We start from the raw sequence: 22,024 nt of genomic DNA on the forward strand, positions 1-22,024 counted from the left end.
CCAATAAATCGGGGCGGACTGTAGCGCCTGTGCCAGCCAAAGTACCAGTACCAAGGCCAAACATATTTAGCATTTCTACATCCATTGGCGCAGCAGCAAAAAATTGGCCGCTCCAAGTTTGCCCAATCGTAACGTTATCTAGGCCTAGATAAGCGTGGCGTAATCTAGGCGCATAAGAAGCATCAGCACCTTTATCCAGATCATCCCAAAAGTCGATTTCCACAAAAGCTTTTACTTTATGCGCTTCAATAAGCGTATCGGCAGAAAAGTTTAGGCGTGACTGACGTAAACTTGATTCAAAAGTTCGAGCGCCAGCATCTGGCTTATTAACAATGCCTTCCGCCTTAATATAACCACCAAAAGTAAACTTTGTTTCGCTTAATTCTGTTACTGCCGCCGCAACTGCCTGAGTGGACACACCTACACTAGCAACGAATAAAGTAACGGCAGTTTTTGTTTTGAAAACCCTGTGTGTTTTAGCAATCATGGATACCTTTCCAATCTTTTGATGAAATGAGCCAGTACAATAGATGCTTTTACTAATAAAAGCATCTAACTGGGCCAACACTAGCCAGCTAATTTTTTTTGAAACATCATTAAATTTAATGACTGCAAGTTTGCGCCTAACCGTTGGATGCGTAAAATAGGCGTTTATTTAATTAAAGGCTGCTAAAACATGAAACCTAGGCTTGCCATCAATGGATATGGACGAATTGGGCAGTGCATTCTTCGCGCTTGGGCAGAACGTGAAGATTGCCGTGGCTTAGACTTAGTTGCTTTGAATGAGTTGTCCGACCTAGCTACGCTGGCATATTTAACCCGTTACGACACCATTCATGGGCGTTTTCCAGGTAAAGTAGAAACCCTTAATAATCAGTTGTTGATTAATAATCACCCCATTACCGTGTTGTGCAGTCCAACGCCCGACGGCTTGCCTTGGGCTGATTTAAACATTGATTTATTACTAGAATGCACAGGCAGTTTTAAAGACAGAGCCACGGCTGAATTACACCTAGAAGCCGGCGCCAAACGCCTGCTTTTTTCCCACCCTGCTGAAGCCGATGTGGATGCCACCATCGTCAGGGGCGTGAATCTTGACCAGCTAACCCATGAAATGCGTATAGTTTCAGCCGCTTCTTGCACTACCAACTGCGTTATTCCCCTGCTTAAATTACTCGATGATACTTTTGGCATTGAGCACGGTACCACCACGACCATTCACTCAGTTATGAACGACCAACCAGTAAGCGATGCTTACAATAAAAACGATTTGCGCTTAACTCGCTCCGCTATGGCTTCTATTATTCCTGTTGAAACTGGGCTAGCTAAAGGCATTAACCGCCTACTCCCGCATTTAGAAGGACGCATTGCTTGTACACATTTGCGTGTGCCTACTTTGAATGTTTCTGCTATGGATTTAACCCTTTGCTTGCAGCGCGATACCAGCGTTGCTGAAATTAACCAATTATTATTACAAGCCAGCCAAGGTGCATTACAAGGTATTATGGGCTATACCAAAGAACCTAATGCCTCTGTAGATTTTAACCACGACCCACGCTCTAGCATTGTCGATGCCACCCAAACCCACGTTGCTGGCAAACGCTTGGTTAAACTGCTCTGCTGGTTTGATAACGAATGGGGCTTTGCCAACCGAATGTTAGACATTGCGCTTTACTGGCTAGCGCTGGAAAAAAACACTTAAAAATAAATGCTTAAAAATAAACCAATAACCGCTATTAATATGAGGATTCACCATGCAAGTCATTAAAATGACCGACCTAGACCTAGCCGGTAAGCGCGTGCTTATTCGTGAAGACTTAAATGTACCCATTAAAGATGGCAAAGTTACTTCGGATGCCCGCATTCGTGCCAGCTTGCCAACGATTCAACTGGCGATTAAAGCCGGTGCTAAAATTATGCTGATGTCGCACCTAGGTCGTCCAGAAGAAGGTGTTTATGATGAAGCCAGTTCTTTAGCGCCCGTTGCAGAACATTTAAGTGGTTTGTTAGGTCAGCCCGTTAAGTTGGTTAAAGATTATTTGCAAAGCGTTGAAGTCGCTGCAGGGGAAGTGGTTCTGTTAGAAAACGTGCGCTTTAATCAAGGCGAGAAAAAAGACCAAGACGATTTAGCCAAAGCTTATGCCGCTCTTTGCGATGTGTTTGTGATGGATGCTTTTGGTACTGCGCACCGCGCTCAAGCTTCAACCCACGGCGTAGCGCGTTTTGCTCCGATTGCTTGTGCTGGCCCTTTATTAGCTGCTGAATTAGACGCATTAGAAAAAGCCCTCGCCCAGCCAGCTAAACCACTGGTGGCTATTGTTGGTGGTTCTAAAGTTTCGACTAAGCTTGAAGTGCTAACCAGCTTGTCTGAAAAATGCGATCAAATTATTGTAGGTGGCGGCATTGCCAATACTTTCTTAGCGGCGGCAGGTTTTCCTGTTGGCAAATCTTTATACGAAGCTGATTTGCTCGATAAAGCTAAGCAGTTAATGACTCAGGTAAATATTCCTTTACCTACCGATGTTGTGGTGGCTAAAGAGTTTTCTGACATGGCAGAAGCAACTATCAAGCAAGTTGCAGAGGTTGCCGAAGACGATATGATTTTAGATATCGGTCCAAACACTGCTGCAGCTTTGGCATTATTGCTAAAAGATGCCGGTACTATTCTGTGGAATGGCCCTGTGGGTGTTTTTGAAATTCAGCAATTCAGCAGTGGTACCCAAGTGCTTTCTAAAGCCATTGCCGATAGCGCTGCCTTCTCCATTGCTGGTGGTGGTGATACCCTAGCAGCCATCGACAAGTACGGTATTGCTGACCAAGTTTCTTATATTTCTACCGGCGGCGGTGCTTTCTTAGAATACGTGGAAGGTAAAGAACTACCTGCTGTAGCCGCTTTAAAAGCTGCAGCAAAAAAATAATACTTTATCTACACAAGCTCTCCATTAAACACACACTTATTTAAAATTTTAAAAGGTAAAAATACTATGGCTCTAATTACCCTACGCCAAATGCTAGATCATGCAGCTGAATACGGCTATGGCGTTCCTGCATTTAACGTAAACAACCTAGAACAAATGCGTGCCATTATGCAGGCTGCCGACCGTACCGATTCGCCTGTTATTGTGCAGGCATCAGCCGGTGCACGCAGCTATGCCGGTGCACCTTTTTTACGCCACCTAATTTTAGCGGCCATTGAAGAATTTCCGCATATTCCGGTATGTATGCACCAAGACCACGGCACCAGCCCTGCGGTGTGCCAGCGCTCCATTCAGCTAGGTTTTAGCTCGGTAATGATGGACGGTTCTTTAGGCGAAGACGGTAAAACACCGACTAGCTATGAATACAACGTCGATGTCACCCGTCGCACGGTTGAAATGGCACACGCTTGCGGTGTTTCTGTTGAAGGCGAATTGGGTTGTTTAGGTAGCTTAGAAACCGGACAAGCCGGTGAAGAAGATGGCATAGGCGCTGAAGGCACCTTAAGCATGGAACAAATGCTCACCGACCCTGAAGAAGCCGCTGACTTTGTTAAGAAAACTAAAGTTGATGCCCTAGCGATAGCGATTGGTACTAGCCACGGCGCTTACAAATTCACCAAGCCACCCACCGGCGACACGCTAGCGATTGACCGCATTAAGGCCATTCACGCACGCATTCCTAACACCCACTTGGTCATGCACGGCTCTTCTTCTGTTCCTCAAGAATGGCTGGCCATTATTAATGAATTTGGTGGCAAAATTCCTGAAACCTACGGTGTTCCTGTAGAAGAAATTGTGGAAGGCATTAAATACGGTGTGCGTAAGGTGAATATTGATACTGATCTACGCCTTGCTTCAACGGGTGCAATTCGCCGCTTCTTAGCAGAAAACCCCGCAGAGTTTGACCCACGTAAATACTTTAAAGCCTCACAAACGGCCATGACGGATATTTGTATTAATCGTTATGAAGCCTTTGGTACGGCAGGCCACGCTAGTAAAATGCGTGCACTTAGCCTAGATGATATGACCGCCCGTTATTTAACCGGCGAACTTGATCCAAAAATTAACTAGCCCGTTCAACAATAGATTTAAACCTCTGATTAACTAATGAATACTATTAGCTTAATCAGAGGCTTTTCAAATGGGCAATAAAATCATTCAACGGCATAGGATAGCCTAAAAAATACCCCTGCCCTAAATGGCAACCAGCTTTTTTAAGAAAATCTAACTGCAACGGTGTTTCTATTCCTTCAGCCACTACCTGCATTCCTAAGCCACACCCTAACCCGATAACTGCTTCAATAATGCAAGAATTACTGTCTTCTTTTACTAAATCTTTTACAAAAGTTTGGTCTATTTTTAGCGTATTGACCGGAAAATTACGCAAATAAGCCATTGAAGAATAGCCTGTACCAAAATCGTCAATCGCTAATTGCACCCCTAAGTCACGCAAGCTATGCATGGTTGTGATGGCTTCGTCCACCTTATCCATCACCATACTTTCAGTAATTTCTAGTTCAACTTGGCTAGGGTAAATGCCACTAAAAGCAATGGCTTCGGCAACCATTTCTTTTAAACCAGGCCGCTGAAACTGGCGCATCGAAAGGTTAACGGCAATGTGCAAAGGGTAGCCTAAAACTTTGCTGGCTTGCATGGTATCAGCCAAAGCATTAAATAAAATCCAGCGCCCCAAAGGGTTAATCATGCCAGTATCTTCAGCCAAAGGAATAAACTCTTCGGGTGAAATCATGCCTTCATCTGTGGGCCAACGCAGTAGCGCTTCCATACCTGTTATTTTACCTGTAGCTAAATCTTGTTTAGGCTGATAATAAAGGACAAAGCTTTCTTGCTGTAACGCTTTACGCATTTTTGCTTCTAAACGCACACGGCGAGCACTGCTAAGGTTTAAGTCTTCTGAGAAAAAGCGATAACCACCTTTACCCTCCTCTTTTACTTGCTTTAAAGCCGATTCAGCACACTGCAGTAAACCATCTTCATCTTGAGCATTATCAGGATAAATCGCCAAACCAAGGCTGGCGGATACATAAATTTCTTCACCTTGTACAATAAAAGGTGCTTCAAGGCAGCTAATTAAACGTTCTGCAACAATGCTGGCATCATCGGGTTTGCGTAATTCACTTAAAATAAACGAAAAATCATTACCGCCCATGCGTGACAATAAATCAGCATCCCTTTCTTGGCGGTGCTCTTGGCGTGCTAACAGGTCGGTACGCCTTATACCGCCACACAAACGCGTGGCTACATCAATCAATAGCTGATCGCCTGCTGCAAAACCAAAGGTGTCATTAATTAATTTAAAGCGATCAATATTTAATAAAACAAGGCCAGTACGCGAGTTATGACGTGAAGAGATATTAAATTCATGGCCTAAACGGTTACGAAATAAAATACGATTTGGTAAATCAGTCAGTGGATCATAGTGGGTTAAGCGCTCTAATTCTGCTTCACTGCGATGCAAAGCCGACATTTCACTGAACATAGCAAAATAATAATTAACGTCGTTTTTATCGTCGGTGACTGTTTGAATGCTCAAGTGTTTAAGGTAAGAGTGGCCATTAGATTGGTTATCCCAAATGTCACCGTCCCAACGACCGACTTTATCCAGTTCAGCGCGTATTCTTTTATAAAAAGCCGCATCATGCTTACCCGATTGATTAATGCGCGGCGTATTGCCTAATGCATTTTTCTTACTAATCCCCGTTAAATATTCATAAGCAGGATTAACATAAATAATGCGTTGCTGATTATCCGTTACCACGATAGCGTGAGGAGTCGCCTCAACAATAGTCATTAACAAACAAGAAGGTAAGTGTTGCAAAATCGTCTCCAGATTCCGTTCAAGATTTAGTTAGGTTTTTTTAGCTCTAAACTACCTGAAAAAAAGCATCCAGTCATCAGCACCCAAACGCTACATAAAATCTTGACGCAAACGTGTAATGCGTTGATCTTTTGCTTGCCACAATTGATTAATCCAAGCTTGAAAATTAGCTCTAAAAACAGGATCTTGTTGATAATCGCCTTTCATCATAGCTTTTGGTATTGGTTGCTTTTGAATATCAATAATAACGCGTTTTACTTTACCACTCAGTAAATTCCAAAAAGTCGGTGGCTGCTCGTCAAAATATACCAAGGTAATATCTAAGTAATGCACTAGCTGGTTGTTCATTGCATTTAAAGTAAAAGCCACGCCACCTGATTTAGGTTTCAATAAATACTGGTAAGGTGACTGCTGCTGTTGATGTTTTGCCGATGTAAAACGCGTGCCTTCTAAATAATTGACCAAAGAAACAGGACGGCCATTTAAACGGTCGCAAGCTTTACGGGTAATATCTAAATCTTGACCGCGCAGTTGCGGATTTTTTTCTAGCTGCGTTTTACTGTGGCGGCGCATAAAAGGGTATTCCAACGCCCACCAAGCCAGTCCCAACAAAGGCACCCAAATTAATTCACGCTTTAAGAAAAAAGTAAAAAATGGCGCTTTGCCATGAATAGCCACCATCAATGCTGGAATATCGACCCAAGTTTGATGATTAGAAATCACCAACAAAGATTCTTGGCGATTTAAAACTTGCTGACCGCGAATATCCCAGTATGTAGGCGTTAAATAGCGAAAAATTAGAATATTAAGACTAATCCAAGTCGCTGCAATAGAGCGCACTGCTTCAAAACAAAACACCTTAAACCCAGCAATAGGAATCAGTAATTTAAGCAAAGCAAAAACCATAAGTGGAATCATGCACACCAAAGTGTTAATTAAAACCAATGCACTGGTTAGTATTCCTGTTAATAAATGTCGCATTTATCTGTCTCAAAAATTATATTTCATTAGTCTAATGAATAATCTAACTAAGCAAAGGTTTAACCTAAGCCTAAATATGGTATTTTAACCCTTTGTTACAATCAACTCAGCTTTTCAGGGGTTTTCATGCAGTCGCTAAGACAACAGCTAAGCAGTTTAGTCTATTCTACGGAACAAGGTCAGCTATGCCCTAATTGTCAACAACCTACGGCTGCTTGCTGTTGTGATACTTTAGCCGATCAACAGCGCTTAAATACCCTAGACGGTATTATACGTATTCGCCGTGAAACAGCAGGGCGTAAAGGTAAAGGCGTTACCTCAATTCAAGGCGTTCCCTTAATAAAAGATGATTTAAAAAATCTAACAGCGGAATTAAAAAAACGCTGTGGAACGGGTGGTGCATTAAAAGATGGTACTATTGAAATTCAAGGCGATCAACGCGAAGTCATTAAAGCTTTATTAGAAGCTAAAGGATTTCGTGTTAAGTTAAGTGGCGGATAAATTTTATGGCAATAAAACTGTTTCCTCTAAGCAGCAAAACCTCCATTTTTTTAGTGGTCATACTTGCGTTAATGCTGCTATTAACGCAAGCGGTTGGGCAAAGCCTTGCTTCGCAATTACCTGCCCGTTTTTTTGAAGAATACGGCGCACCCATGCTGGTTATAGAACCACACAGTGGTGCAATACGCCAAGCCAACCAAGCAGCATCTGTATTTTATGGTTATAGCGTTAAGCAGCTAGAAAGCATGAATATTCAACAAATTAATGCGCTAGATATTGACGATGTGAAGCTAGAACGCGAGCTTGCCGAACAAGAAAATCGTAATTATTTTATTTTTCCGCACCGTACCGCAGCCGGTGAAATACGCACCGTTGAAGTTCACTCTTGGCCGTTAAAATCAGATAAAGGTGAAACTTTATTATTTTCAGTGGTACTAGATATTACTGGCAAAAAAATTGCAGAAGCCAGCGTCTTAGAATATAAAGACCGCTTAGAGAAGCTGGCAGAAACACGTTATCAACAACTAATGAATACCCAAGAGCGCATCAATCAAATTCGCTGGCTAACCATACTCGCCCAACTACTAGTTATCGCTTTATTAGTATGGAATATTCTTAACCGCCGCAAAGCCGAAAAAAAGCTCCGCGAAAAAACCACTATGCTGGAAGGCTTGCTTAACTCCATTCCAGACATGATTTTTTTTAAAGATAAACAAGGTAAATACCTAGGTAGCAATGCTGAATTTGCTAGCTTTGTTAACCAAGACAGCAATTTGCTTGTAGGGAAAACAGATTTTAATTTATTTACTGAATCACTGGCTAAACAATACCGCACAATAGATCAACAAGTCGTCGACAGTCGTGAAGTCATCCACACTGAAGAATGGACTCACTTTCCTGATGGGTCTAAGCGCTTATTAGATAAACTTAAAGCACCGTTATTAGACATCAACAATGAGTTTATTGGTGTGCTGGGCATTAGTCGTGATATTACTGAACGCTATCAGCACGAACAGCGTATTAAATTTTTAGCCTTTTATGACCCACTCACTAACTTACCTAATCGCTATTTATTTCAAGAAAAGCTAACTGAGATCACTCAACAGCTAACACCTGATGCTAGCATAATGGTAATAGCCATTATTGACTTAGACCATTTCAAAAATATGAATGATGCACTGGGGCATACTAAAGGTGATGAGCTGCTAGTGGCATTTTCTTTGCGTCTTAATAACTTACTAAAAGACAACGAAGTATTAGCCCGCTTTGGTGGCGATGAGTTTGTGCTGCTGTTGATTCAAGAAGACACGGATTTAACACAAGCAGAACAACTGCTCGAACAACGCTTACAAGGCTTTCAAGATGCCCTTTCTCAGCCTGTACGCTTGGGTGAAAGTGAGTTTTTATTAGGTAGCAGTTTAGGTGCTTCGTTTAATACGCAATTTAATAAAAGCTTCACCGATTTACTTAAAGAAGCAGACATTGCACTGTATGCCGCTAAAGAAGCCGGTCGCGGTACTTGGCGACGCTTTAAACCCAGTATGCAAAGACAGGTTGAAAACCGTTTTGAGCTTGAAGGGGAGCTACGTAAAGCGTTAGATAATCAGCAACTGCGCCTTTATTTACAACCTAAAACTAACCGTGATGGCATTATTTACGGCACAGAATCGTTAGTACGTTGGGAGCACCCTGAAAAAGGTTTAATTCCACCCGACCGTTTTATTTCACTGGCTGAAGATACCGGCATGATTCTGCCTTTAGGTGAATGGGTTTTAAAAGAAACGCTGTTGTTGATGAAGCATTACCCACAGCTAACTTTTGCCGTTAATATCAGTCCGCGTCAGTTTCGCAACCCAGGTTTTGTAAGCTTAGTACGGCATTTAATTGATGAAACAGAAGCCGACCCTAAACGCTTAACCCTAGAAGTTACTGAAGGTTTGTTAATTACGGACTTTAACCAATCATCTAAGCGAATGTTAGAGCTACAAAAACTAGGCATTAGTTTTTCAATTGATGATTTTGGTACGGGTTACTCTTCTTTGTCTTACCTGAAAAAACTACCGATTAATGAATTAAAAATTGATCGCTCATTTGTGGACGGCTTGCCCGATGACTCTAGCGATGCGTTGCTGGTGCAAACCATGATGGCCGTTGCTAAACATTTAGAACTATCCGTAGTTGCCGAAGGCGTTGAAACCCAAGAGCAACAAGCTTACCTTTATTCGGTCGGCTGTAACCTGCACCAAGGGTATTTTTATGGCAAACCAGAACCAGCAGCCCAGCTGCTGGCTCGACTACCTAAAGCTTAAAAACGATAACTCACACCTGCGGTGATGACATCCACATTCTGCTTACCCAACAAGGCAGGGGCGGTGTTTAACAAACGCCGCCAGTTGAGCTGTAGCTGCCACTCCGGTTTAAATTGATAACCTACTCCTAAACCTAATGCGAGAACCCATTCGTGACTGGATTGACGGGTGCTTTCTGAGGTTTCGCTCATCACCGTGCCAACATTATTTCGACTGACTCCAGACGCTTCACCTCGGCTGGCTTGATCTAGCCACGCTAGCCCCAGAGAGCCTCGCAATTGCCATTGCTCCGTTAAGGGTAGCTGACCGATGAGGCTCAGCATCAAAGCATCCTGTTCGACGCTTTCTTTAATGGTACGGTAACGCGTAATGCCTGCGGCGGTATCTGTGGTTTCTGAGTAGGCAGAGGCCTCTCCCAGATTCAGATAACTCACCTCAACCGCGAAATGGGGTGAGTATTCATAACCGACACCGATAATCAGGGCGGTATCTGTCTTATTCTCTGTGAAACGGGCGCTGCCACCAGCGGCTTCAATACTGTTATTAAAGGCCTCGAAGTGACTGATGTTTATATCTGAGCGGGACTGGCCTGCTTCAAGCTGCAAATAAGCGTTACCTGCCTGTGCATTCAGAGCGAAAAGCAAAGTGCTAGCGGTGAGTAATAAGCGGTGTATTTTCAACATAGTATTTCCAACCTGATTTTTCATAAGAGTTAACCCAGCAGCAGCCAGTCAAAGAAGGTATTCGCCTCAGTACCTTCAAAGGGGGCTAGTATTTCAGGTGTTAGCGCAGGATCACGGAATCCCAATGCGCCGGGATCGGTAATCACGCCATCAGCTACACCGTCATCATCAAACATACCGCCATCTTGGATCACAAAGTTCAGCTGCAGTTTATTACCCACTTGGCTCACACTACCGCCGTAGGCTTCGCTGGCTAAGTTAACCCAATCTCCGGTGCTATCCTGTTTCCAGTAGCCGTTAACAGAGGCTTCATCGCTGACCAACAAGTTGAAATTTTGAATATCACCAGGGTTGGATACATCGGCTTTAAAACTGATCAACCCTAGGGGCATCGTTAAATCATCTGGTTTATCCACAGGGGCATCCTGCTGTTTAACATCGCGAATACTGGCCGATGATGAGCCAGAAGTACTATTATCACCGGCAGTTACTTCTGTTGCCGCCAGAGTAATAAAGACCTTCGAAGCGTTTGGCTCAACGGATACCTTATTGGTATTACGGAAAGGGACTGAAGACACATCCGACTGTTCACTGTCAGCAATGCCATCACCGTTACCATCACCCAGCGTTTGTCCGTCGGTGGAAGGAACAAAATCTTCCACGCTTTCCGGTACACCATCACCATCATTATCAGGCAAGTTACCCCATTCATATTCTGGCTCTGGTGTTGGCTCTGGCTCTGGTATTAGTTCTGGCTCAGGTGTTGGCTCTGGCTCAGGTGTTGGCTCTGGTGTTGGCTCTGGTGTTGGCTCTGGTTCAGGTGTTTCATTCACATCCGTCACGGTGACTGTCAGGGTCTGAGTATCCGTACCACCGTTGCTGTCGTCGATCTGTACCTCCACCACATAGGTGTTATTACCCGCTGTATCACCCTGATCCTGCGGGTTTTCATAATTCGGGGCGGCTTTGAATGTCAGCGCCCCGCTATTGGCGTCGATACTGAACAGAGTGCTGTCTGCACCGCCGCTAATACTAAAAGCAAGGGTATCATTCTCGGCATCAGTGGCGGTCACGGTGGCGCTGTTTTCCGCCACATTCACTGCCGCTGTGTCACCGCCGTTGTTACTGGTAATGACGGGGACAGCATTGCGAGAAACAACCACACTGGTATCAATATCGGCCGAAGTCTCGCCATCACCATCGGTCAGTGCAAAGCGGATAGTGCGGGTATTCTCGGTAGCCGTGCTGCTATCGAGATTTTCGTAGGTGATATTGCCCAATAACGCCGAGAGTGCTGTGGCTGTGGCGTCAGCATTTAGATCTACTGTTAGATCTGTGCCATTGGTGCCACCGGCTAGAGTGCCGAATATGGTTCCACTATAAGTGACATTACTGCCGGAAACTCCAATCTGACCGGCGTCTGTGCCTTGGTTTCTGATCGAAAGCTTGTCCTCATCGTTTACGCCATTACTGGTGATTCTCACGGTTAAAGCGCCGGTATTAAAATCAGCGGAATCCGGGTCGACCACGCTGGCAGCTGTGCCCTGATCGATCACCAATGCATCGGAACCCATCACATAGGCTAGGCTATCACCGGATAGCTCGCTCAGGGTAGGTGCATCATTTTGTGGGGTCACACTGATCGCAAAACTCTGCCCCGTGACTGCGGAAACACTGTCCTCCCCGCCATCGGCTAGGCTAAAGCCCAAGGTATCACTGGTGGTTTCACCGCCATCGTGGGTGTATTTCAGGCGGCTGTTGTCAATATCGTCCTGAGTAAAGGTGCTGTTCAGCGCCAAGGCTTCACCATCATCTTGGGTGCTGTTGTTATTGGCATCCAGCCAGAAGGTGCCGTTTGTGGTGGCAGTGGTCACGGTATAGGTCAAACCGCTTGCGCTATCGTCTGGGTCGGTGGCATTTAACTGCGTATTAGCAAGGGTAACGGTAGCGGCTTCATTCAGAGTGATCCCAGTATTGGTAGCAACAGTAGGCCCATCATTGACACCGGTTGCGGTGACGCTAATGGTGGAGGCCAGCCCAGTTTGGCTACTGGCATCTGTGGCGGTGACGCTGACAGTTCGATCCGCCCCGCCAACCTCATTCCCAGTCTGGGCAAAGGTCAGCTCTTTTAACAGTGCCAGATAATCGGCTTTGGTGGCCGAGCCGGAAAGACTGATTTCACTGTCAGAGGTATAGGTGATGGTAATGCCGTTAACTACATCCGCTGAGTTACGGCTACCCAATTTAATAACATCACCGGTTTGCGCCCCATCACTGATCTGAAGACTCATGCTGTTCAGGTTGGTATCATCATCGGTAATAGTGGCAGCGGCATCCACCAGCGTAATCGGGGTGTCAGCATCGTTTTCAGTATAGGTGGCGGTGGCAGAGATCACATCCAGCGTCCAGATATTGGCGCTGCCCGCATCGGCATCACCATCATGGACTGTAAAGCCAATCGAAGCATAGGCAGAACCCACCCCATCGGTTGCAGGGCGATATTTTAATAAACCTGCGCTGATATCAGCCACAGTTACCGTATCGTTCGTACTAAGGGCGCTTTCAGCACCGTTTACCGTACCGTCGTTATCGGTATCGACCCATAAAGTGCCGAGCGTGGGGGCTGTGCTGATGGTGATCTGTTCCAGTGCATCCCCGGTATCAATATCGCTAAAACCGGCATCCGCGACCTGAATCGTAAGCGGGCTGTTTTTCTGCGCGGTCAGGGTTTTATCCGTGCCTGTCGGGGCATCATTAACCGGATTGACCGTTAGATTCGCATTAATGGTGCTCGTTGAAAAGGCAGTAGCATCGCCATTACTGCTGGTACCGGCGGTGCTGATCGAGCCGTGCGTGGAAGCACTGCCGCTGTTGCCATCCCAAGCATATAGGGTCAGGCTGGCAGTTTCGCCGTTTTCACCATCGGGGTTATAACGCACATAAGTGCTATCGCTTAATAACAGAGAATTTGCACTGCCGACCGTGCCGAAATCAGTCCAGCTACTGTTGTCAGTAGAATACTGCCAAGTACCGTTGCCGGTTTGGGCGCTAATCGCCGCCCCCAGCGTATCACCATCTACATCGGCAGCGGTGACACCGGCTAATAGGGTCGAAATCTGCACACCAGTCGAGGCAGTATCTTCATCGGTGGCGGTAAAGGCGTAAGGGCCACCGGATAGGGTGGGGGCATCATTAACAGCATTAATCGTAATACTGGCCGTTTCTGATGCCGTGGAAAAGGCGGTGGTATTACCATTCGCGCTGACATCCGCTTTATTACCCGCCGCACCCAAGGTCTGATCCCAGCCGCGATAAGTCACCGTAGTGCTGCCGCTGTAATCCGCCGTGGGTACAAAACGCAGTTTATCGTCTGACGCTAATAGCAGGGCGCTGTTGTCCGCGACCGCACCCACATCCGACCAGTTGGTGCCATCGGTCGAGTACTGCCAGGTGCCGTTGGTGTTATCTACCGCCGTTACTGCTATGCCTTCCAATGCGCCAGTATCCACATCCGTTAGCGTCGTTCCCAACACCGCAGAGACCAAAGCCCCTTCATTAGTGGCAGGATCTTCATCAATGGCGGTTAAAGTCGGCGTGCCAGAATTGTCCAGCACAGGGGCGTCGTTAACGGCGGTAATATCCAGATTCACTACCGGATCGCTGGCCAAGTTACCGCCATTGGCGTGGCATTTGATGAGCCTGTTGTGAAGCTCAAAGCTGTTTTATCATCAATGCCCATAAAGGTCATGCCATCGGCGTCGAAGAAGGCGCGTTTGTCGATCTGGATGTAATGGCCGGTGTTATCAGCGAGGGTGGTAGCGGGGTTGATCGTGACGGTGCTGCCAGAGATGATAACCCTTGATGTATCGTTCGCCGTAATCGTCTCGATCAGTGTGTCGCTCGAGGTGGTTTTGCTGATAGCTATGCCCCAAAATATAGTATCCATCTGCACTGCCCCTGTGCTGGGTTAAAGCTTCTTCTAGGGGGCTAATCCAGCAAGCACCCTCCTGCCGTAACTGGGCTAACTGCGCCAGATAAAGGGTAGACAGAAAAGACGATTTGGCTTGATGTAGCTGTTGAAAAGCCGCTTCCGCCTTTGAATAGCTTCCGTTTTCAAAAAGCTGAATTGCTTGTTGTAACAAGGTGTTTAAATCCATTGACCCAGTCTCTGATGAGGCATAAGTATTCTGTGCCACCATTAATGTCAGTAAAAATAGCAGGGAGAAAGAAGTAAACACCTTCCATTTTATTAATCCAAAGGTGTTAGCGGTGAAAAACCTAGCACCAATGTTTTTTCACCAATGCCGTCAAAGTTAATCAGCAGGCGAGTCCGCTCACCTTCACCTTCCGCGTGTAAAATAACGCCCACGCCAAACTTTTTATGCTCGACTCGCTGCCCAATTTTCAAGTTAGCCGCAGCAGCACTTTCTTTTGCACCACTTAATGGATTACCCACTCCACCCACTCGTGCTGCTGCGGGTTTAGGACGATTACTAGCAAATTGCACGGGGCGACTAACCGAAGCTTTCAACCTAACTTCATGCAGCAGTTCAACCGGCAACTCAGCAATAAAGCGCGAGGGGCGACAAAATTTTTCTTGCCCAAAAATTCGGCGGCTTTCAGCATGAGTCATATACAAGGTTTGCATGGCGCGGGTAATACCCACATAGCACAAACGGCGCTCTTCTTCTAAACCGTCATCACCGGCGTCCATCGCCATTGAATGTGGAAACAAACCTTCTTCCATGCCCGATAAAAACACCAACGGAAACTCCAAACCCTTAGCGGTGTGCAGCGTCATCAGCTGCGCGGCATCTTCATTTTCTTCAGCCTGCTTATCACCCGCATCTAAACTGGCTTCGGTTAAAAAGACGGCTAATGCTTGACGACCTTCTAGGTTAACCACTTCGTTAGCATCATCTTCTAAGGTGAGAGTGGGTTCGTAGTGATGCACCGCACTTATTAACTCTTTTAAGTTTTCTACCCTTGCTAAGCCTTTTTCACCTTTTTCTTTGGCATGAAATACCATTAACTCGCTCAGTTCTAAAGCTAGCTCAACACTTTCACGCAGGGTTAACGGCAAAGATTCATTATCAATGCGCTCGATCAATTCAATGAATAATTGTACACACGTTGCCGCTCTGCCGGTTAATTGCTGCTTGCTAACCATTTCAACAGCGGCATCCCACAAACCTAAACCTTCATCACGCGCATAGGCACGTATTTTCTCAATACTGGTCGTGCCAATGCCACGCGTCGGGGTATTAATAATGCGCTCAAAAGCTGGATCGTCTTGGCGGTTAACCACCAATTTTAAATAAGCCAAAGCATTTTTAATTTCTAGGCGCTCATAAAAACGCTGACCGCCATACACACGGTAAGGCATACCTTGGCGTAAAAAAGCTTCTTCTAACGAACGTGATTGAGCGTTAGAACGGTACAGCACCGCGCAATCGGCACGTAAACCACCATTTCTAACGTGCTGGGCAATAATATCCACAATAAAACGTGCTTCATCTTGCTCATTAAAAGCCGCATAAATACGAATCGGATCACCCCTTGTACCATCTGTCCATAAGGCTTTACCTAAACGCTCGCTGTTGTTTTTAATCAGCGCATTCGCCGCCTCCAAAATGGTTGAAGTCGAACGGTAATTTTGTTCTAACTTGAGCAGCTTTGAACCAGCAAAATCTTTAGTGAAATTATGAATATTTTCAATTTTAGCGCCGCGCCAACCGTAAATAGATTGGTCATCATCACCCACTGCCATAATGCAACCATTTGTACCTCGCAGCAGTTTTAGCCAAGCGTATTGCAAGCTATTAGTGTCTTGAAATTCGTCGACTAGCAGGTTAGAAAAACGTTGCTGATAATGCTTTAACAAAGGTGGTGTATCGCGCATCACTTCTAAAGAGCGCAGCAGCAGCTCCGCAAAATCTACCAAACCTTGACGCTGGCAAAGTTCTTCATAACTAAAATACAAATCTTGCATTCGGCGTTCAAAATCACCCCGCGCTAAAACGTGGGCAGCACGACGGCCTTCTTCTTTATGACCATTAATAAACGCCTGCACTTGTTTGGGCGGCGTACTTTCAGTGTCAACATTTAATTCTTTCATGCGCCGCTTAATTAAGCTGAGCTGGTCGTCACTGTCTAAAATTTGAAAGTGCTGCGGTAACTTAGCTTCTTGCCAATGGGTACGCAAAAGGCGATGTGCCAAGCCATGAAAAGTGCCCACCCACATACTGCGTAGATTCATGTTGAGTTCAACTTCTAACCGCAAGCGCATTTCTTTTGACGCTTTGTTAGTAAATGTAACCGCTAAAATTTCGTGTGGTGATAAGCCTTCATGCCGAATCAGCCAAGCAATGCGCTGTACTAAAACACGCGTTTTACCACTACCAGCGCCTGCTAATACAAGTAAATCTTGCCTTGGTGCAGCAACCACCTCAGCTTGCGCTGAATTAAGGGCTTTTAGCAAAGGGTGAGAAGTAAGCAAAGTCATTTTAAACCCAGTCAATTTTTTGTTAAAAAAGCAACCCATTAGCTGCTTTAGCGCTATAGACTACTAAAAATATTAACATATCCTAGGTAGCTAACCCTTTGTAACTCTGATATAAATTACTATCGGCATAGGCTAAAAGCCACTAAAGATAAAACAAATAACAATAAAATTAAATACTTGGGCAATCAATGACTAAAGATACTAAGCCACAAGAAACAATAAAAAACCCTTTAATTCTCTGCTGCTATTCAGTTACTGCGTTGCTGGCTTTAATTGTATTGTGGTTCATATTTTTTTATGCAAATAATCCCATTAGCCCACTGCAAATTGCCTTAATTGCTCTTTTTAGCTTGCCACTTTTAGGGGGAAGTTTTTTACTTTATAAACAGCAAAAAAAACTTCAGCAAGAAGTGCTGCAACACAAAAAAACCCACAGTGAATTACTAGATCAACGCCAACAAATTAGCCAAGCCATAGAAGCCAGTAAACTAGGGCTTTGGGAATGGGATTTAGAAACAGACTCTATTTATCACTCACACTTTTCAGATATTTTTGGCTATGGCCACGATGAAATCCCACATTTTATGGGCAATTTACAACCATTGGTACACCCTGATGATTACCCACGTTTAAGGCAAAGTTTAATTGATGCTTTAAAAGGGCGTAACGCACATTTTCAGTGTCGCTTTAGGATTCGTCATAAATCAGGGCAATGGCGCTGGCTAGAAGATCATGGTGAAGTGGTTGAACGGCATCAAACCACAGGCATCGCTAAAAAAATGCTAGGTACACGCCGTGATATTACTGAAGAACAAGAAAAAGACGATTATTTACAATTAGCTTGGAAAGCTTTTGAATCGTCTAGTGAAGCTACTTATATTATTGACTCAAACAGCCAAGTTATTTTTGTTAATCAAGCATTTATAGACATAACTGGCTATGCAAAAAAAGATATTCTAAACCAGAATTTTTGGTCATTAAATAGTTTTAATGAAACCAAAGACTTCTATCAAACCGTATCACGCAATCTTAAAAAAGAAGGGCGCTGGGAAGGCGAACTGATTCAAAAACGTGCTAACGGTGAAAGCTACCCACAATGGCTTAGGGTTATTAGAATTCTTAATTCTTCACAAAACAAACCCTACACAATCGGTATTTTCTCTGACTTGACGCAAACACGCGAAGTGGAAGCAAGGCTTAATTATTTAGCCGAGTACGATGAGTTAACCGGTATGGCTAATCGTGGGCAATTTTATGACCGGATGCATCAAACCCTTGCCCAAGCTCGCCTTTATAAAGAAAAGCTGGGTTTAATTGTATTTGATATTGACCGTTTTAAAGCCTACAACAACTCTTTGGGGCATCATGCAGGCGACCAACTGTTAAAACAAGCAGCTGAGCGAATTGCTAAAGTATTGACCAGTGCCGTGATTATCTCGCGCACCGGCGGCAATGAATTTGCTGCGCTGATTCAAGGCGATGAAGCGCAAAGTGTACTATTAAGTGAAGCCTTGCAAGAACAAATGCACCTGCCTTTTAACATTGACCGCCAAGAGTTACGCCTAACGCTTAGCATGGGCATTAGCTGTTATCCCGATCATGCCAGCGAACTGCAAGTGTTGCTAAACCAAGCCGATCAAGCCCGATTAAGTTGTAAATCTTTGGGTGGTAATCGCATTCAGGTTTATAACGACACCATTCGCCAAAGCAGTTTAGAGCTATTACGCCTAGAGCAAGATTTACGCAAAGCCCTAGAAAATGGCGAAATAAAAGTGCATTTTCAACCCAAACTCGACCTTAAAACCAATAAAATTAATGCGGCTGAAGCTTTAGCACGTTGGCATCACCCCGACCAAGGCTTTATTTCACCTGCCCTATTCATACCCCTTGCAGAGCGCACGGGGCTGATTGAGAACCTTGGTCTGCAAGTATTAGAGCAATCCTGTAAACAAGCCGCTGCTTGGTATCATCAAGGACTTAATATACAAGTCGCTGTTAATATTGCTGCACAACAATTAGACAGTGGTTTATTACTACAGCAGGTTGATAACCTACTTAGCCAATATGAACTACCGGCACGAATGCTAGAATTAGAGTTAACCGAAAGTGCTTTAATGGAAGATGCTGAAGCAGCCATTATTGAAATGCAAAGCTTGCGTAATCGAGGCATTTCTTTAGCCATTGATGATTTTGGTACAGGTTATTCTTCGCTTAGCTATTTGCAACGCTTTCCACTGGATATTTTAAAAATTGACCGCAGCTTTTTAATGACCGACCAAGGCAATAAAAACCAAGGTACTTTAACCCGTGCCATTATTGCTTTAGGGCATGGTTTAGGCATGAAGGTGGTTGCAGAAGGCGTAGAAGAGCAACAGCAATTAGTAGAACTAAAACAATTAGGCTGCGACTATGCACAAGGTTTTGTTATTAGTCGACCCGTTCCAGCCGATGTTTTTGAACAACTGCTAGAACGTGAATTTTAGAATTAATGTACATTTAGCAAGCGTATTAACGCAAACGGTCGGGTAGGCGTAAACCCTGCAAGCTGCGCTTAACCACTTGCAGATGCTCTATAAGCTTAGGGCCGCGCATTTTAGCAACACCTACAGCTAGCACGTCAATCACCACCAAATGGGCAATGCGTGAACTCATGGGCGTGTAAATTTCAGTGTCTTCTGGCACATCCATAAACAGCGGCAAAGTCACCATATCGGCTAAAGGCGAACCCGAAGGGCACAAACCTATCACACTAGCACCCACTTCTTTAGCTAGCTGCACACTTTGCATTAAAGACTTAGTGCGCCCTGTTTGTGAAATAGCTACCACCACATCACCCGGTGTTAACGTAACTGCCGACATATTTTGCATATGAGGGTCAGAGTAAGCTGCCGTCGACATTTGTAACCGAAAAAACTTATGTTGAGCATCAACAGCCACTGCACCCGAAGCACCAAAACCATAAAACTCAACACGGTTAGCATTGGTTAATAGCCGAATGGCTTCTTGCAACTTAGGCGTTTCTAGTTTGTCTCGAACTTGCAGCAACACACCAATGGTGGAATCAAAAATGCTGCGCGAAAACTCAGCAACCGTGTCACCATCATTCATTGAAAATTGAGCAAAGCTGGTGTCGGTTGCCAAAACTTGCGCTAAACGCAGCTTAAAGTCTTGAAAACCATCACAGCCTAACGCACGGCAAAAACGTACCACCGTTGGCTCACTCACATGAGACTCAGTTGCCAAATCAACGATTCGCATATGAATGACTTCGTTAGGATTTTTTAGCACATAATTGCCAACCTTTTGCTCAGAGCGGCGAAAGGTATCCATTGTATTGCGTAGGTGTTCCAGAATATTAATCACGTTCAGTTTTTTCTTATAAAAAGGTACATTTATCTATTCTACCCATATCAGACCTTGAGAATGAACCCATTTTCAATTTTTGGTCAAACATTGGTGTTAATCTTGCGATAACAGCAAAAATACAATCCACTTTGTATCACTTTTATGAATAAGGAAGCGTCTTTTGAATCACTTGCTAACCCTAACATTTTTGCAACGCCACGGTATGCTTTTAACGTTACTTGGCTCAGCGTTAATTTTACTGGCTGCTGTTGCTTATGAAAAAATTACCGGATTATTGCCTTGTCCACTCTGCTGGCTGCAACGGGGCATTTTTGTGGGATTTTTTGTATTAAGCGCTTTAGCGCTGCTGCTAAACCGAATCACTCAAAAATCAGTCATCCAAAAATCAATCACACCCATGCGCTGGTTGTTAATCATTGCTTTTACGCTAGTGACAGCCACAGGCATTGGCATCGCGCTGCGTCATTTGTACATTAAGCTAAACCCTAGCAGCGCTGGCTGTGGTTTAGATGTCGAAACCTTGCTAGGATTTTTCCCGCTAACCGAAGCCTTAACTCAAATGCTGGTCGGTTCTTCTGACTGCGCTCAAACCGCTAATTTATTAGGCTTACCTTTACCAACGTGGAGCTTAACCGGCTACCTAGTATTAGGCAGCCTCGCCATTTATAGCCTGCTAAAAACGCGTCAATAAAAAACTACGCCGCTTACGGCACATTGCCCCACTAGATTCTCTTTTTCATCAAACTGTCATTTATCTACCTTAAACTTTATTCAAATGAATTATTCAAATGAATAAAAGAATGTTTTCAATAAAAGACAATGACATAAAGTGGAGAACTACATGACTCTGAAAACTAAAGTATTGGGTGCAGCGCTTGGCTTAACAGCTGCACTATTAACGACCAGCACCATTGCTGCGGTTGATCCAAAACTACCTGACTATACTCGCACCAGCGGTGTATCTGGCAACCTAACCAGCCAAGGCTCCGACACCTTGGCTAACTTAATGACCCTTTGGGCAGAAGAATTTAAAAAGAACTACCCTAATGTCAACATCCAAATTCAAGCGGCTGGCTCTTCTACCGCGCCACCGGCATTGGCAGAAGGCACATCAAATATTGGCCCTATGTCACGCATGATGAAAGACAGCGAAATAGAGGCGTTTGAATCGCGTTATGGCTACCGTCCAACGGCGATACCGGTTGCTATTGATGCTTTAGCAATTTTTGTACACAAGGATAACCCCATTAAAGGGCTAACTATTGCCCAAGTTGATGCAATTTTTTCTTCTACGCGTCGCTGTGGTGCAGAAAAAGATGTAACGCGCTGGGGTGATGTAGGCATGACCGGCGCTTGGGCTAATCGTCCTATTCAGCTTTATGGGCGTAACTCAGTGTCTGGTACTTACGGTTATTTTAAAGACAACGCCCTATGTAAAGGCGACTTTAAAAATAGCGTTAACGAACAACCCGGTTCAGCGTCAGTGGTTCAGTCAATTTCAACATCACTGAATGCCATTGGTTATTCAGGCATTGGCTATCGTACTTCGTCCATTCGTACCGTACCGCTAGCAGCGACAGCAAACGATGCTTACATTGATGCCACACCAGAACAAGCGGCTTCCGGTGAATTTCCTTTATCACGCTTTTTATACGTTTACGTGAACAAGCGCCCTAATCAATCCATGCAACCTTTAGACAGAGAATTTGTAAAACTGATTTTATCAAAACAAGGACAAGATGTAGTGGTACGTGATGGTTATGTGCCTTTACCTGCACCTTTAGTAGAAAAATTGCGTAACGATTTAGCCCTTTAAAACTAGGCTAGCGCCAAAATAAAAAGAGGCTTTTAAGCCTCTTTTT

The 22,024-nt window shown here is 44.6% G+C and carries 15 protein-coding genes and 1 pseudogene; 8 read left to right on the forward strand and 8 right to left on the reverse strand.

Going from position 1 to position 22,024, the window contains the following annotated elements:
• Window positions 1-487: pseudogene (locus tag VJY63_RS09960) on the reverse strand (hypothetical protein); the annotation flags it as partial.
• A 189-nt stretch (window positions 488-676) separates the two neighbouring features.
• Between VJY63_RS09960 and VJY63_RS09965 the strand changes: the two are divergent.
• The 3 genes from VJY63_RS09965 (at window position 677) to fba (ending at window position 4,049) form a co-directional block, all read left to right on the forward strand.
• Window positions 677-1,702, forward strand: coding sequence for a type I glyceraldehyde-3-phosphate dehydrogenase (locus tag VJY63_RS09965; protein ID WP_324050451.1), 1,026 nt, complete (start codon window positions 677-679; stop codon window positions 1,700-1,702).
• Between the two features lie 52 nt (window positions 1,703-1,754).
• Window positions 1,755-2,918: a phosphoglycerate kinase gene (locus VJY63_RS09970; RefSeq protein WP_324050453.1), complete on the forward strand. Its 1,164-nt coding sequence runs from the start codon at window positions 1,755-1,757 to the stop codon at window positions 2,916-2,918.
• A gap of 66 nt (window positions 2,919-2,984) precedes the next feature.
• Entirely contained in the window at window positions 2,985-4,049 is a 1,065-nt protein-coding gene (fba, locus tag VJY63_RS09975; protein ID WP_324050455.1) for a class II fructose-bisphosphate aldolase, read from the forward strand.
• Between the two features lie 55 nt (window positions 4,050-4,104).
• Here the strand turns inward: fba and VJY63_RS09980 are convergent, their stop codons facing one another.
• Window positions 4,105-5,817 carry a sensor domain-containing protein gene (locus tag VJY63_RS09980; protein ID WP_324050457.1) on the reverse strand — a complete coding sequence of 571 codons (1,713 nt, stop codon included), beginning with the start codon at window positions 5,815-5,817 and terminating at the stop codon, window positions 4,105-4,107.
• 90 nt (window positions 5,818-5,907) lie between these two features.
• Window positions 5,908-6,798 carry an acyltransferase gene (locus VJY63_RS09985; RefSeq protein ID WP_324050459.1) on the reverse strand — a complete coding sequence of 297 codons (891 nt, stop codon included), beginning with the start codon at window positions 6,796-6,798 and terminating at the stop codon, window positions 5,908-5,910.
• Window positions 6,799-6,924: 126 nt separating this feature from the next.
• On the opposite strand from VJY63_RS09985, the gene VJY63_RS09990 reads away from it, so the two are divergent.
• Both VJY63_RS09990 and VJY63_RS09995 read left to right on the forward strand, forming a co-directional pair.
• Complete coding sequence (locus VJY63_RS09990) at window positions 6,925-7,299, forward strand: translation initiation factor Sui1 (RefSeq protein ID WP_324050461.1); 375 nt, start codon at window positions 6,925-6,927, stop codon at window positions 7,297-7,299.
• 5 nt (window positions 7,300-7,304) lie between these two features.
• Entirely contained in the window at window positions 7,305-9,608 is a 2,304-nt protein-coding gene (locus tag VJY63_RS09995) for a sensor domain-containing protein (RefSeq protein WP_324050463.1), read from the forward strand.
• Here the strand turns inward: VJY63_RS09995 and VJY63_RS10000 are convergent.
• The 4 genes from VJY63_RS10000 to uvrD all read right to left on the reverse strand — a co-directional run bounded on the left by VJY63_RS10000 (window position 9,605) and on the right by uvrD (window position 16,796).
• Entirely contained in the window at window positions 9,605-10,315 is a 711-nt protein-coding gene (locus tag VJY63_RS10000) for an outer membrane beta-barrel protein (protein ID WP_324050465.1), read from the reverse strand. The genes VJY63_RS09995 and VJY63_RS10000 overlap by 4 nt on opposite strands.
• 5 nt (window positions 10,316-10,320) lie before the next feature.
• Window positions 10,321-13,959 carry a beta strand repeat-containing protein gene (locus tag VJY63_RS10005; RefSeq protein ID WP_324050467.1) on the reverse strand — a complete coding sequence of 1,213 codons (3,639 nt, stop codon included), beginning with the start codon at window positions 13,957-13,959 and terminating at the stop codon, window positions 10,321-10,323.
• Window positions 13,941-14,237: an Ig-like domain-containing protein gene (locus VJY63_RS10010; RefSeq protein ID WP_324050469.1), complete on the reverse strand. Its 297-nt coding sequence runs from the start codon at window positions 14,235-14,237 to the stop codon at window positions 13,941-13,943. The genes VJY63_RS10005 and VJY63_RS10010 overlap by 19 nt, the downstream gene beginning before the upstream one ends.
• A 303-nt stretch (window positions 14,238-14,540) precedes the next feature.
• Window positions 14,541-16,796 carry a DNA helicase II gene (gene uvrD, locus VJY63_RS10015; protein WP_324050471.1) on the reverse strand — a complete coding sequence of 752 codons (2,256 nt, stop codon included), beginning with the start codon at window positions 16,794-16,796 and terminating at the stop codon, window positions 14,541-14,543.
• A 188-nt stretch (window positions 16,797-16,984) separates the two neighbouring features.
• Between uvrD and VJY63_RS10020 the strand changes: the two genes are divergently transcribed.
• Window positions 16,985-19,279, forward strand: a complete 2,295-nt coding sequence (locus VJY63_RS10020) for a putative bifunctional diguanylate cyclase/phosphodiesterase (protein ID WP_324050473.1) — start codon at window positions 16,985-16,987, stop codon at window positions 19,277-19,279.
• 25 nt (window positions 19,280-19,304) lie between these two features.
• Here the strand turns inward: VJY63_RS10020 and hexR are convergent, their stop codons facing one another.
• Window positions 19,305-20,159, reverse strand: coding sequence for a transcriptional regulator HexR (hexR, locus tag VJY63_RS10025; RefSeq protein WP_324050474.1), 855 nt, complete (start codon window positions 20,157-20,159; stop codon window positions 19,305-19,307).
• A gap of 163 nt (window positions 20,160-20,322) precedes the next feature.
• On the opposite strand from hexR, the gene VJY63_RS10030 reads away from it, so the two are divergent.
• Window positions 20,323-20,853 (forward strand): disulfide bond formation protein B, encoded by a 531-nt coding sequence (locus VJY63_RS10030; protein ID WP_324050476.1) that lies wholly within the window; start codon window positions 20,323-20,325, stop codon window positions 20,851-20,853.
• Between the two features lie 150 nt (window positions 20,854-21,003).
• A complete protein-coding gene (locus VJY63_RS10035) occupies window positions 21,004-21,978 on the forward strand; it encodes a phosphate ABC transporter substrate-binding protein PstS family protein (RefSeq protein WP_324050478.1) in 975 nt (324 codons plus the stop codon).
• The last annotated feature ends 46 nt before the right edge of the window (window positions 21,979-22,024 follow it).

The organism is Marinospirillum sp., assembly GCF_035271045.1.
GTDB lineage: Bacteria > Pseudomonadota > Gammaproteobacteria > Pseudomonadales > Halomonadaceae > Marinospirillum.

Bases quoted from the DNA above. Each gene is read 5' to 3' on its own strand.
- VJY63_RS10035 (WP_324050478.1), top strand. From the start codon at position 21,004: ATGACTCTGAAAACTAAAGTATTGGGTGCAGCGCTTGGCTTAACAGCT.
- VJY63_RS09995 (WP_324050463.1), top strand. From the start codon at position 7,305: ATGGCAATAAAACTGTTTCCTCTAAGCAGCAAAACCTCCATTTTTTTA.
- uvrD (WP_324050471.1), bottom strand. From the start codon at position 16,796: ATGACTTTGCTTACTTCTCACCCTTTGCTAAAAGCCCTTAATTCAGCG.
- VJY63_RS10020 (WP_324050473.1), top strand. From the start codon at position 16,985: ATGACTAAAGATACTAAGCCACAAGAAACAATAAAAAACCCTTTAATT.
- VJY63_RS09965 (WP_324050451.1), top strand. From the start codon at position 677: ATGAAACCTAGGCTTGCCATCAATGGATATGGACGAATTGGGCAGTGC.
- fba (WP_324050455.1), top strand. From the start codon at position 2,985: ATGGCTCTAATTACCCTACGCCAAATGCTAGATCATGCAGCTGAATAC.
- VJY63_RS10010 (WP_324050469.1), bottom strand. From the start codon at position 14,237: ATGGATACTATATTTTGGGGCATAGCTATCAGCAAAACCACCTCGAGC.
- VJY63_RS09990 (WP_324050461.1), top strand. From the start codon at position 6,925: ATGCAGTCGCTAAGACAACAGCTAAGCAGTTTAGTCTATTCTACGGAA.
- VJY63_RS09985 (WP_324050459.1), bottom strand. From the start codon at position 6,798: ATGCGACATTTATTAACAGGAATACTAACCAGTGCATTGGTTTTAATT.
- VJY63_RS09970 (WP_324050453.1), top strand. From the start codon at position 1,755: ATGCAAGTCATTAAAATGACCGACCTAGACCTAGCCGGTAAGCGCGTG.
- VJY63_RS10000 (WP_324050465.1), bottom strand. From the start codon at position 10,315: ATGAAAAATCAGGTTGGAAATACTATGTTGAAAATACACCGCTTATTA.